Source organism: Paenibacillus sp. 37 (assembly GCF_008386395.1).
Lineage (GTDB): Bacteria > Bacillota > Bacilli > Paenibacillales > Paenibacillaceae > Paenibacillus > Paenibacillus amylolyticus_B.
Genome location: NZ_CP043761.1, coordinates 1635742 through 1648607, shown reverse-complemented (window position 1 = coordinate 1648607; position 12866 = coordinate 1635742). Strand labels below are relative to the sequence as shown.

At 46.0% G+C, this 12866-nt stretch carries 12 protein-coding genes; 4 read left to right on the top strand and 8 right to left on the bottom strand.

The window, feature by feature from the left end; genetic code table 11:
- Nucleotides 1–168 precede the first annotated feature (168 nt).
- Nucleotides 169–570: a secondary thiamine-phosphate synthase enzyme YjbQ gene (locus F0220_RS07315; protein WP_091015269.1), complete on the top strand. Its 402-nt coding sequence runs from the start codon at nucleotides 169–171 to the stop codon at nucleotides 568–570.
- Between the two features lie 189 nt (nucleotides 571–759).
- Here the strand turns inward: F0220_RS07315 and F0220_RS07310 are convergent, their stop codons facing one another.
- From F0220_RS07310 to tkt, 5 genes are all read right to left on the bottom strand, one after another.
- Nucleotides 760–1362 carry a TetR/AcrR family transcriptional regulator gene (locus tag F0220_RS07310; protein ID WP_091015271.1) on the bottom strand — a complete coding sequence of 201 codons (603 nt, stop codon included), beginning with the start codon at nucleotides 1360–1362 and terminating at the stop codon, nucleotides 760–762.
- A 5-nt stretch (nucleotides 1363–1367) separates the two neighbouring features.
- Nucleotides 1368–2000 carry a YigZ family protein gene (locus F0220_RS07305; protein ID WP_036669098.1) on the bottom strand — a complete coding sequence of 211 codons (633 nt, stop codon included), beginning with the start codon at nucleotides 1998–2000 and terminating at the stop codon, nucleotides 1368–1370.
- A gap of 176 nt (nucleotides 2001–2176) precedes the next feature.
- Complete coding sequence (locus tag F0220_RS07300) at nucleotides 2177–3532, bottom strand: glucose-6-phosphate isomerase (RefSeq protein WP_091015272.1); 1356 nt, start codon at nucleotides 3530–3532, stop codon at nucleotides 2177–2179.
- Between the two features lie 236 nt (nucleotides 3533–3768).
- On the bottom strand, nucleotides 3769–4086 hold the full coding sequence (locus F0220_RS07295; protein ID WP_017689983.1) for a pyrimidine/purine nucleoside phosphorylase: 318 nt from the start codon (nucleotides 4084–4086) through the stop codon (nucleotides 3769–3771).
- Nucleotides 4087–4281: 195 nt separating this feature from the next.
- Complete coding sequence (gene tkt, locus F0220_RS07290; RefSeq protein ID WP_036610788.1) at nucleotides 4282–6324, bottom strand: transketolase; 2043 nt, start codon at nucleotides 6322–6324, stop codon at nucleotides 4282–4284.
- Nucleotides 6325–6755: 431 nt separating this feature from the next.
- Here tkt and F0220_RS07285 point away from each other — a divergent pair, with 431 nt between their 5' ends.
- Nucleotides 6756–7232, top strand: coding sequence for a hypothetical protein (locus F0220_RS07285; protein ID WP_149846394.1), 477 nt, complete (start codon nucleotides 6756–6758; stop codon nucleotides 7230–7232).
- A gap of 73 nt (nucleotides 7233–7305) precedes the next feature.
- Here the strand turns inward: F0220_RS07285 and purU are convergent, their stop codons facing one another.
- Together purU and F0220_RS07275 are read right to left on the bottom strand one after the other, a co-directional pair.
- Complete coding sequence (purU, locus tag F0220_RS07280) at nucleotides 7306–8199, bottom strand: formyltetrahydrofolate deformylase (protein WP_091015277.1); 894 nt, start codon at nucleotides 8197–8199, stop codon at nucleotides 7306–7308.
- A gap of 42 nt (nucleotides 8200–8241) precedes the next feature.
- Nucleotides 8242–9348, bottom strand: a complete 1107-nt coding sequence (locus tag F0220_RS07275) for a deoxyribonuclease IV (protein WP_149846393.1) — start codon at nucleotides 9346–9348, stop codon at nucleotides 8242–8244.
- A 169-nt stretch (nucleotides 9349–9517) separates the two neighbouring features.
- Between F0220_RS07275 and F0220_RS07270 the strand changes: the two genes are divergently transcribed.
- Nucleotides 9518–9985 carry a DUF2621 domain-containing protein gene (locus tag F0220_RS07270; protein ID WP_179198465.1) on the top strand — a complete coding sequence of 156 codons (468 nt, stop codon included), beginning with the start codon at nucleotides 9518–9520 and terminating at the stop codon, nucleotides 9983–9985.
- A gap of 159 nt (nucleotides 9986–10144) precedes the next feature.
- The gene (locus tag F0220_RS07265; RefSeq protein WP_105597724.1) at nucleotides 10145–11056 is read left to right on the top strand and encodes a TIGR01777 family oxidoreductase; all 912 of its coding nucleotides are present in this window, start codon (nucleotides 10145–10147) and stop codon (nucleotides 11054–11056) included.
- Between the two features lie 12 nt (nucleotides 11057–11068).
- Here the strand turns inward: F0220_RS07265 and F0220_RS07260 are convergent, their stop codons facing one another.
- Nucleotides 11069–12841, bottom strand: coding sequence for a DUF6382 domain-containing protein (locus tag F0220_RS07260; RefSeq protein WP_149846392.1), 1773 nt, complete (start codon nucleotides 12839–12841; stop codon nucleotides 11069–11071).
- Nucleotides 12842–12866: the final 25 nt, after the last annotated feature.

Here is a 12866-nt window from a genome sequence, read left to right as displayed (position 1 = left end):
ATATAATTGGGCCACATCTGAGATTAATTAATAAAATCACTTCAGGTTATTTCTGTCCTCTCCGTTATGATGCAATTCCCATAATCAGCGTTATATGTGGTTTGTTTGGTATGTAGTGGTTAAGGTACAATCGAGGGTAAGAAATGAGATCCTAAGGAGTGATTTAAGATGTTATACAAGAAGAATATGTCCACTTCCACACGAGATGAAATGAAGGATATCACATGGGACGTAAAGCAGGTTGTCCAGAGTAGCGGAGTGCAGAATGGGACGGTGCTCATCTACTGTCCACATACAACGGCGGGTATAGCCATCAACGAAAATGCAGACCCGGATGTGAAACACGATGTATTGTTGCGTCTTGACGAAGTATACCCTTGGGAGCATCCCGAGTATCGACATGCCGAAGGCAATACAGCCTCTCACCTCAAGTCGATCACAACAGGGCCATCACAGACGGTGATTATTCACGAAGGCAGGCTGCTGCTTGGCCGCTGGCAAGGCATTTACTTTTGCGAATTCGATGGACCACGTGAACGAGAGTATTTTCTCAAAATCATGGAAGGTTAGTTGGGTGAAATAGACCTGCCACCTACTCTTTCATTTTTGCAAACACAAACAGGCGGTCCACCCTCATTCCGGGTCGGAGCCGCCTGACTTGGTCTGCTGCACATATTAACTTTCGCGAGACAACGTTATAAAGAATTAAAGTTATGACAAATCACCGCCCTGAAGTGTAGGGGTGCAACAACAGCGCCATTATTGGACGCCAGGCTGCTGACCCAGATTGCGGCACAGCACTTTGACATGAGACAGCGCAGACGATTCAATCTCCACAAACGTTAAACGGTCCTGAATGTAATAAGAAATGAATCCGTGCATAGCCAAAAATAGCGTACGCGGTACCCTTTGAATATCCTCTTCCGTACAGTTCGCTTCATTCATATACTGCCTTATAATCGATGCAAACAATTCGAAGCAACGTCCCTGTTCGGTACGACAATAAGACAACAGTTCTTCATCCCTGATCATAAACATAATCTCGTACTGGTATGGATTCTCCAGACCAAAGCGAATAAACTCCATCATAATGTGCTCTACCTTGCTTACATCATCACGAACCGGCCTGACCATGGCTTGCAGCAGTAAATGCCCCAGATGATTAAAATCTTCAACCACGATGGCATAGAACAGCTCTGCCTTTTCCTTAAAGTGATAATACAGCGACCCATGACTATAGCCCAGATGCTGGCCGATGCTTCGCATCGAAATGGCGCGGTATCCTTTGGTAATAAAAAGGTGCCTCGCCGCCTCCAGTATCCGCTCCCTCGACAACTCCTGTTCGACTGCTCTTCTAGCCATATATTTTATTCCCCTTCAATAAAATAAAGCCGCTGTCCCTCCGTGATCCGGGATTGCCCTTGCGTCAAATCCGTGATCCAGGCTATAAAAGCCTCGGTTTCACTATCCGGCGGAAGACAAGTCAACGTAACCTTATCGGTGAATCCAGTTTCACCTGTACGGACTTCCCGGCTTCTTAACTCATTTTCCACTTTACCCAGCCACGTATAATCCAGTTCAACAAACACTTCACGATGCAGCACGTTGGTAATGGCTTCTCCGGCTTCAATGGCTGCTACAGCTCCATCCGTATAAGCACGAATTAACCCGCCAGCTCCAAGCATAATTCCCCCGAAGTATCGCGTAACCACAATTGCCACATTTTTTAATTTCTGATTTTTGATCACTTCAAGAATGGGTTTCCCTGCTGTTCCGCTGGGTTCACCATCATCGGATTGCTTCTGGATCTCGTCCCGCTCCCCAATCATGTATGCAGAGCAGTTATGAGTTGCATTCCAATGTTTTTTCTTGATCTCATCGATGAAGGCAACAGCCTCTTCCTCTGTCGTGACCGGCATAATATGACCGATAAATCGCGACTTCTTGATTACAATTTCCAGATTGCCCGGTCCTCGAACCGTGCGATAACGTTCAATCATCCTAAATCCAACTTTCTGATCTTTTCCTGAGTCCATTTTACAAGAAAGCAGTTCACCGCGCGAACGCGGACGAACTGCCCTGGTTATCTACATCCGGGAACCCTGCCTCTTACACGAACAGTGATTCCCGGTTAGATTTACATTACCTTATTTAACTATATGAGCAGACCGATGAATTATTCGGAAAGTCTCGCTTCGAGCGCTGCTTTCTCTTCTTCAAAGCCTGGTTTGCCCAGCAGTGCGAACATATTTTTCTTGTAAGCTTCCACGCCTGGTTGGTCAAATGGATTGACGCCCAGCAGGTAGCCACTGATACCGCATGCTTTTTCAAAGAAGTATACCAGATATCCGAAAGAATATGGAGTCATATCTGGAATGTTCACAATCAGGTTTGGTACTTGACCATCCGTATGTGCAAGCAGTGTTCCTTGGAACGCTTTTTTGTTAACAAAGTCCATCGTTTTTCCTTCAAGGAAGTTCAAACCATCCAGATCGTCCGGATCGGATTTGATTGAGATATGCTCAGCAACTTCAGTAACCTGGATAACCGTTTCGAAGATATTCCGGCTACCTTCCTGAATGAATTGACCCATGGAGTGCAAGTCTGTAGAGAAATCAACGGATGCTGGATAGATTCCTTTGTAATCTTTACCTTCACTCTCTCCGAACAGTTGTTTCCACCACTCGGACACGAAGTGCAGGGATGGCTCATAGTTTACAAGAATCTCAGTGCCTTTGCCTTTGCGATACAATGCGTTACGAACAGCTGCATATTGATATGCTTCATTCTCAGCTACGTTTGGGTTGCTGTATTCCTTGGATGCATCAGCCGCACCTTGCATCATTTCTTCGATGTTGATACCAGCTGCTGCGATTGGCAGCAAACCTACAGCTGTCAGAACGGAGTAACGTCCACCTACATCATCAGGAATAATGAAAGATTCGTATCCTTCTGCATTTGCCAGTTCTTTCAGTGCACCACGCGCTTTGTCTGTTGTAGCATAGATGCGTTTGCGAGCTTCTTCCTTACCATATTTCTCTTCCAATGCTGCACGGAAGATACGGAAAGCAATCGCCGGCTCTGTTGTTGTACCGGATTTGGAGATAACGTTAACGGAGAAATCTTTGCCTTCAACCAGATCCAGCAAATGAGTTACATATGTGGAACTGATATTGTTTCCTGCAAAATAGATTTCAGGTGTTTTGCGTTTGTCTTTTGGCAGATTGTTATAGAACGAGTGTGTCAACATTTCAATCGCTGCACGTGCACCCAGATATGATCCACCGATACCGATAACAATCAGTACTTCGGAGTCGCTTTGGATCTTGGCAGCCGCTTTTTGAATGCGAGCAAACTCTTCTTTGTCATAAGCCGTTGGCAGGTCAATCCAGCCCAGATAATCGGAGCCTGTTCCTGTTCCGTTGTGAAGCTGCTCGTGAGCCAGACGAATCGGTTCTGCGAAATAATCCACTTCGTGCTGATTTACAAATTGCAATGCCGTGCTATAGTCAAATGTCACTTTTTTTGCCATGATCTCAAAAACCTCCTGATTTCGGTTATAGTGCGTGTTCAAACTTTGTAATCAAAAGCGGACTTTTTGAACAACCTCTTATATTATGTCCGTATTCCATTCTAAACAACTTGCCTTAAGGATACTTCAAATCCACGGGGCTGACAAGCTTGCAGCTCGAACTTTGTCGTTAGAATTCAAGAAGCAAAAAGGGTAAACCGAATCCGCGGGTTGCGGTTCTGCTTACCCTTCTTATGTTATTCCGCCGGGTACGAGCAGACGTAGTCAGTAACGCTGCGTATCTCCAGTTTAAATTTGGATTCGGCAGGCACGTGGAACGTAGCTTGGCCTTGAATCTCTTGCCACTCTTCTTCTCCGGGAAGCAATACTTTCAGATCTCCGGACAGAATCTCCATAATTTCACGGGAATCCGTACCGAATTCATAACTGCCTGGAAGCATGATGCCCAGAGTCACTTTGCTGCCATCCCCCAAAATAACTGTTCTGCTGGTTACCTGACCATCATAATAAATGTTGGCCTCTTTCACTACACTGACTTGATCGAATTGTGACATGCGTACCCGCTCCCCTGAAGTTAATGAAAACAAAAGGCAAAACAGATCAGGGCGATAACATTTATCGCCCATATTCTGCGGAAATAACTTGCTGCCATGGATCAGGACAGCATGATGCTATCCCAACCATAGCAGCGCTTATGATGCCGTGAGGCATCCTTCGTAATCAAAAGCAGACTTTTTGAACAACCTCTATTACAGCAATGCTTTTACGCGGCTAACCACGTTATCCACTGTAAAGCCATATTCTTGGATAACACGGTCGCCAGGCGCGGAAGCACCAAATGTGCTGATTCCGAGAATGTCACCTTGATCGCCAACATATTTCTCCCAGCCCATTGGATAAGCCATTTCAATTGCGAGACGAGCTTTAACATCCGGAAGAAGAACGGACTCTTTATAAGCTTTGTCTTGTTTCTCGAACAGATCCCAACTTGGCATGCTGATTACGCGAACTTGGATGCCTTGTTCTGCAAGTGCTGCTTGAGCTTTAACAGCCAATTGCACTTCAGAACCTGTTGCGATGATTTGTGCTACCGCTTTGCCATCTTTTGCATCAGAGACAACATAAGCACCACGTTTCACGTTCTCACGTGAACCTTCAACCGTACCTTCCAGGATCGGCAGGTTTTGACGAGTGAGTACGAGTGCAACCGGGTTGCTCTTGTTCTCAAGCGCGTAAGCCCAAGCAGCCGAAGTTTCATTACCATCAGCCGGACGAATAACCGTCAGGTTAGGAATGATACGCAGGGATGCCAATTGCTCGATCGGTTCGTGCGTAGGACCGTCTTCACCAACAGCGATACTGTCGTGAGTCAGAACATACGTTACAGGCAATCCCATCAGGGCAGCCAAACGAACAGCCGGACGAAGGTAATCGGTAAATACGAAGAACGTACCTCCGAATACTTTCACACCACTGTGCAGTGCCATACCGTTCATTGCTCCAGCCATACCGAATTCACGGATACCAAAGTAGATGTTACGGCCGGAGTAATCTTCAGGTGTGAAGTTCTCCAGGTTGTTCAAGTGAGTCATTGTGGAGCTTTCCAAGTCAGCAGATCCACCTGTCAGTTGTGGCACGTTGTGCGCCAGACCGTTCAGAGCGTTACCGGATGCTACACGAGTGGAAAGGGCTTTGTCTGTTGCTGCATATTTAGGAAGATCACGGTCCCATCCTTCTGGAAGGTCGCCGTTAATCGCTGTTTCGAATTGAGCTGCCAGCTCAGGGAATGCTTTTTTGTACTCGGCAAATTTCTCGTCCCAAGCTTTGTTAGCAGAGATACCACGATCTTTCACTTGTGCAAAGTGATCGCGAACTTCAGCTGGTACGTGGAAGTTTTCTTCATAAACCCATTTGTAATACTCTTTAGTCAATTTGGCTTCGTCTGCACCCAGTGGAGATCCGTGAGTACCGCCGTGGCCGCCTTTACCTTGTTTGTTCGGGCTACCATAACCGATAACCGTTTTAACTTCGATCAGTGTAGGACGCAGCGTATCTGCTTGACCTTCCTGAATTGCTTTTTCAATTGCAGGCAGATCGTTACCATCTTCAACGCGCAGCACTTGCCAGCCATAAGCTTCAAAACGCTTCGCGATGCTTTCGGAAGAAGACAGATCCAATTTACCATCGAGCGTGATGTCATTGGAGTCGAACAACATGATCAGTTTGCCCAGGTGCAAACGTCCAGCCAGGGAAGCTGATTCATGAGATACGCCTTCCATCAAGTCACCATCACCACAGATTGCGTAAGTGTAGTGGTCAACTACGTTGAACTTGTCTTTATTGTAAGTTGCGCCCAGTTGAGCTTCAGCCATCGCCATACCTACAGCCATTGCAATACCTTGACCCAGTGGGCCGGTAGTTGCATCAACACCTGCAGTATGTCCGAATTCCGGGTGACCCGGAGTTTTGCTTCCCCATTGACGGAACTGTTTCAGTTCTTCCATTGGAAGATCATATCCGCTCAGGTGCAGCAAGCTGTACAGCAACATGGAGCCGTGTCCTGCAGACAGGACAAAACGGTCCCGGTTAACCCAAGTTGGGTGGTCCGGGTTATGAGTCATCGTTTTTGCAAAAAGTTGGTACCCCATTGGAGCGGAGCCCATAGGCATACCGGGATGTCCGGAATTTGCCTTCTCAATTGCATCAATCGCCAAAGTACGTACGGTCGTAATCGACAGGTTGTCGATTGTAGTGTTCTCGTCCTTTTGAATCGCTTCGTTCTTGTCAGTCATGGTTTGTCCTCCTCATGTCTTTAGATAAGTCGGGTGCGCAAGCGAATCCCTCTCATCATACAAGCAAACCGAATTTCACAATAAGTGAATCCGCTTGAGTGTTTCATTTTGACTTATTCACTTTTGTATTGTATCACTTGGCGTGAAGCTTTTCCATAACCTTCTTTCAGAAGTTCGTGAAAAATTGGTTGTTTGTGATGAATAATCCCTTGCCAATCAAGCAAAAACCGTACCAGAACAAGGCATTAAATTCCATAAACAGACCTATTAAGCCTCGCAAATCCATCGGATGAAGTATAACCTTTAACACGAAAACCATACACTTTTTAGATATTCAAGTTAAATTTACATAACATATCCTGAATATGGATTCGAAAGCGGGACTGTGGTTTACTTTTCAAAGTAAGCATCAATCATAGGAGGTTGTTATCATGTCTGTACCTGCTGCTCACCCTACTGGGTACTCAAATCGTTCATTACCCTGGATCTCTGGCATTTTAACAGGTATGGTTTCCGGAGTTGTCCTTGGATTATTCCTCAAAATAATTCAGCTTTACACTGGTGAAAAGGTATATACCTTACTTCTGAATATTGATTTTGTACCTGGACTTCCGCCAACCTTACCCGAAATCATTGAATTTTCTCTGCATCTCTTCGTGTCCGTGTTCATTGGCATCTTCTATCTATGGTGGGTAAGGCATTCTGGTCACCCGATGTTCAAAGGAATCTTGCTTGGTGCTGGATCGTCCCTGCTCTATATCCCGCTCTCTCAACTATCTTCACGTGTACCAAACCTTTACGATATAACAGCCATTCTCTACTGGGTAATCGGTCATCTGCTATTCGGTATTGTGCTCGACTTGTGCGGAAAGTATATAAGCGCGAAAAAAGCGACTCACCGTTCGTAAACGAATGGGGTCGCTTTTTTCTCAATCTGTTATGTGGTTCCGAATCAACCTTGCACAGTATTAAAGTGTAAACTTAAAATACGACCGTCTTATTTTCATAAACGAGAACCCGGTCTTCGACATGCCATTTCACGGCACGTGCAAGCACAACACGCTCAATGGTACGTCCGATACGCTTCAGCTCGGTTACATCGTCCCCGTGGCTTACACGCTGCACGTCCTGTTCGATAATTGGTCCGCCATCCAGTTCTTCCGTAACATAGTGCGCTGTCGCACCAATGATTTTGACACCACGGTTATACGCTTGTGCATACGGTTTACCACCCACAAAGGCTGGCAGGAATGAATGATGGATATTAATGATTCGATTGCGATAGTGCTCAATGAACATTGGAGAGATGATCTGCATGTAACGAGCCAGAATGATCACATCCACATCGTTGCCGATGACGTCGAGTTGACGCTGTTCCGCTTCTTTTTTGGTATCTGCTGTAACCGGAATATGATGATATGGAATGCCAAATGATTCTACATAATCCTTCATGTCCAGATGGTTGCTGACCACAAGCGCAATATCTGCATCCAGGTCGCCTGCCTGCCATTGCCACAACAATTCAACCAGACAATGATCTTCTTTGGATACAAAGATAGCCAGTTTCTTCTTGCGGCTAACCGCAGATAACGTCCATTCCATTTGGAAACGGCTTGCCACTTCTGCAAAATCAGCTTCCAGTTTCGGCAAATTGACCAACAATTGCGGAAGATCAAACTCAATTCGCATAAAGAACATGCCGCCAGCAGGGTCCATGGTGTACTGGTCCGACTGAACAATGTTCGCACCATGCTGGTGCAGGAAATGAGATACCGCAGCTACAATTCCTGGACCATCCGGACAGGAAATGAGCATGCGCGCACGGTCGGCGCGGTTTTTAGAATCAGGGCGTACTTGTTTAGCGTGGATCTCCATCGGGTTATTCTTCCTCCTTCAATTAAGCCATGACCTGCGGGGTTAACCCGCAAGCCATGCAATCAAGCGATGATTCAGTTGTTCTTCATTCAAATGTGGGAACAACGCAGCTTCAGTCACCATGTCATAGAGGCGTTCCAGCGGTTCGCGCGGGTCTGCCTTTTTGGCTTTGGCATCATTTTTGAGCAACGTCCACACATCCAGAATATACGAACGGGACTCGATCTCTTTACCTTTGAAAAAATGTTGCAATTGTTCTACTTCTGTCAGGAATTCCTGGCCGAATCGACCAGCAACATCCCCACGAAGCAACGCAATCTCCACCTCATACATTGGACGCTGTGTCTTGGCCTCTTTGCCAATCCAAGGTGTCTCCAGAATAAATGGACGTCCTTGAAGCTTCTCATGGTTAACAATGCGGTTAATCGCTTCAAACCCAATCCAGCCAGAGCCAATTGGAGTATGACGGTCCTTGTGCGCACCCACAGCATTCTTACTATCATTAATATGCATTACGGCAATGCGGTCAAGTCCTACAGTGCGATCGAATTGTTCCAATACACCGTCAAAATCGTTAACGATATCGTATCCGGCATCGTGAATGTGGCATGTATCCATACACACAGTCAGGCGTTCGTTATACGTTACTTTCTCGATAATCTGGGCGATCTCTTCGAAACTGCGACCCATCTCCGTACCTTTGCCAGCCATGGTTTCCAGAGCGATGTTCACATCTGTCTCTTTCACACCTTCCAGCACTTCATTCAACCCTTCTGCGATCCGTCCGATTCCATAGTGGGCATCTTTATCTGTAAAAGCACCGGGATGTAATACGATGTTTTTGACACCAATGGCATGTGTACGACGGATCTCTTCCTGAAGGAAATCTACAGCGAGTCTATACGTGTTGTCTTTGTATGAGCCAAGATTAATAATGTACGGTGCATGGACAACGATATCTTCCATTCCACCCTCTTGCATGGCAAGCTTGCCTTCTTCAATATACATGGATTCAATTGGCTTGCGACGTGTATTCTGTGGTGCACCCGTATATATCATAAACGAACTGGAACCGTACGAGGACGCTTCCTTCGTTGCACTCAATAATCCCTTGTCCGAAAAGGACACGTGGGAGCCGATTTTCAGCATTATTGATCCCCCTTAATCTGAATTATCCCTTATTCTAACGCGATTATCGAAATAAATCTAGAAATGCGTTATAATTCGGGATAGAGGCTATTTTTTACAGCTAATATGTGGAACATGGTAGGCGGAATCCGTCTTTCCGTGAAAATCAATGAACCGAGGTGACTCCGCAATGATTTTCGACTCCTACGCGATGATACTGACCAGCAATTCCCCTAGCAATTGGTTTATGAATACAATCGCATTCTGGACTTTTTTATTGCTTGGCAGCATGTGTATCGGTGGATTCTTCATGATGCGCAAGTTTTTGAAAGTGCTACCAAAAGCAGACGGCAAGTCCAAACTGGATTGGCAAAACTATTGGGTTGAAACCAGCCGTCACTTATGGACAGATGAAGCCAAAGCTTTTTTGGATCAACTAGTGGAGCCTGTTCCCGGGCCATTTCGAGACATCGCCAAACATTCCATTGCTGCAGAGATCGGTAAGATTGCAGTTGAAGACAATGCCACAGAAGTATCGAGAGATCATTGCATCAAAGGATACATTATTGCCACACCGAAGCGGGATAATAAGTTTTTGGTCAAATTTTTGGAGAAAAACAAAATCGATTATTCCCCTTATCAACATTTGATTAAATAAAATAAAAGATGAGTTAAGTGGCATATAGATTTGGTTAAATAAATACAGATATGCTCCGTCAGGTAGGTTGTTCCCAACAGGCAGTGCTTACCGTACGGGGCTGTTTGTCGATCCAACGGTATATATCAGCGCAGTGAAAATACAGAGAGGATGTTTGATATGAAAATTGCCATTTGTGGAGGTACCGGATTTGTGGGAGGAGCACTTGTAGATTACTGGCTGCAAGCCGGGCACCATGTGAAAGTTATTACACGTAAACTGCCTGACTTGCATAATCCAAGTAAAAATCTTACATATATATCGTGGGAACAAGTCGAAGAACAACCTCACTTGCTGGAAGGTATGGACGCTCTCGTTAACCTTGCCGGAGAAACGCTGAATCAACGTTGGACAACCAAGGCGAAGCTGGAAATTGTTGAATCCAGGGTCACGACCGTAGCGCGGGTAGCCCGATTGGTAGAATCCCTGGAACAAAAGCCGGAAGTGGTCGTTCAGGCTTCTGCCATGGCCATCTATGGAACCTCTCCTAACGAAACCTTTGACGAAAGCAGTCCGCAAAAATCCATGAATTTCCCGTCCCGGGTCTCGGAACAATGGGAAGTCGCTGCAGATGCAATCAAAAATGTAAGACTCGTTAAAATCCGGGTAAGTCTGGTTCTTGGACATAAAAGAGGTGCTTTTCCATTGATGAAACTTCCTTATATGCTGGGTGTTGGTGGCAAGATCGGCAGTGGCAAGCAATGGACTAGCTGGATTCACATTATGGATATCGTAAGACTCATTGATTTTAGCATTCAAAATAAACAAGTGTCAGGTCCGGTCAATGCTTCCTCCCCGAACCCTGTCACCAATGATGAATTCGGACGCACAGTGGGCAAGGTGTATCATCGCCCTCACTGGTTCCCTGTACCCAGCTTCTTAATTAAAACCTTAGTTGGTGAACTATCCGTTGTTCTGCTTCAGGGGCAGAGAGTCATTCCGCAAAAAGCTCTCGACCACGGATTTCAATTCACTTTCCCTACCTTAACCCAGGCACTGGAAGATCTGAAGCACCGCGGCTTATCTGACTGATTGAACTATGCCTTATCCAACCGACCGATAAGTGTAAACAGATTCCGCTAGTGTAAATGTGTCTCCATCCGCCAAGGGATACTCCTTATACGGAGCAAGAATATTACCCTGAAGAATGGTCCCATTCACTGAACCCAGATCCTTAATGACATAGCCCGATTTGTTCCGGCTCAATTCCACATGAGCACGGGACACACCGGTCGCTGTATCGACCCACTGAACCATATCTGCTGATCTTCCGATGACAAAAGATGCTCCCTGCACATCCATCCGTTCATGTTGGTCACCGGTGCCAGATCTTCGTTCAAGATAAAATGATGGCAATACCGGGCCTGCCCCTGTAACAATTCCTCCACTCAGATTCTGCAAATTCACGGTTGCCTCCGCAATTGCATTCTGTCGAATTAGCTCTGAAGTTGAAGCTACCGTTTCCACATGGCGCTGAACGAACGGTGGATCAGAGTGTTCAGGTGTCATATGTAGACTTTGAAAACGGGAATGCTCGCTACCACCTTCTGAGGCGGATGCAACCGTTTTGTTTATGCGTTCCTCTTTCCTATCAGCTGTATTCCAGCGCCAACTTTCCTGAAATTGTTCCTCGTCCTCTTCCGTTTGCTTGCCTTTGTTCTTACCTAAACTGAATGAAAAAGACCGCTTATTCTCTGAGTCATTATGAGTGCTTCCCTTACGCTTCCACGTCCATCCTGCTACACCAAACAAGCCAAGGCTGAGTACCATGCACAGGATCATCTGCGTCTGTCCCGGTTGCTCCATGTAAATAAATCTCCATACCAATGCCATGGCAACCATGCAGCCCAATATGATATAGGTTACTTTTGAAGAACCAGGCTTTTCCTCCACCTCCATATCAACACGCTCTATCGAATCATATGGGTTACTTCGTCCCTGATCCATGTCGTTTGAGCTCTCTAATGAAGATTGCTCAGGTGAGCGCCTGCCTGAAAAGGTTCGAGATCTCACCGGAATGTCTTCAACCTCGGATTCACTCGTTTTCTGCGGCTGAAGGAAATTTGGCCCAGTCCCCACACTAGCATTTTGAACGGGAGGACCGGGTTGATATGGCCGAGAAGAACCAGTGACTAGCCTGCTATCTCGCTCAGAAATCGACGAATGAAGATCACCTCTTGAATCATTGGGTGCTTCCGAAGTTCTGTACGAGAGAAATGCTGCGCCTCCTCCATTCTCTTGCTCGTCAGCGTATAATTCCAGCAGAAGCTCGCGCAACTGTCTGATATCCCAGCGCTCGTTGTCACATAACTGCAGAACACGCTGAATGCCTTCTCCCTGCAGTTCCTGCACATGTGCCATCAGCCTGATCACCAGCTCACGGAATTGCTGAGGCGTTCGATCAACTTCAACCGTATCCATGATCGGTACATATACAATCCCAAGCTCGCCCTGTTCGAATGAACCTTTGAAGAACAAGTACTCTTCCTGGATCAATAATTTACGAGGCTCCAGCATATATTGCCGGCATTCCGTGAAAGCATCAGCTAGTTGGAACAACAAACCATACAGAACACGCAACTTGATTTTGCTTGACTTTAACATCTGGGATAACATCTTGTACCCTGATATGTCGTACTGCAAAGTTACATTTCGATCGACTTCCCGAATATGAACAGGAAGAAGTCGCGGAATTTGATTGGAGGATAACATCCCCATCTGTACCCGGCTCAATTCCTCCATTCGTAACCCGTCACCTTTCTCCAAAACCATGAACGCTCCGCCGTTACGAATAAAATCTCTCGTTAATCCATACATGCCAATCCTCTCTTTCCGTTGTTAC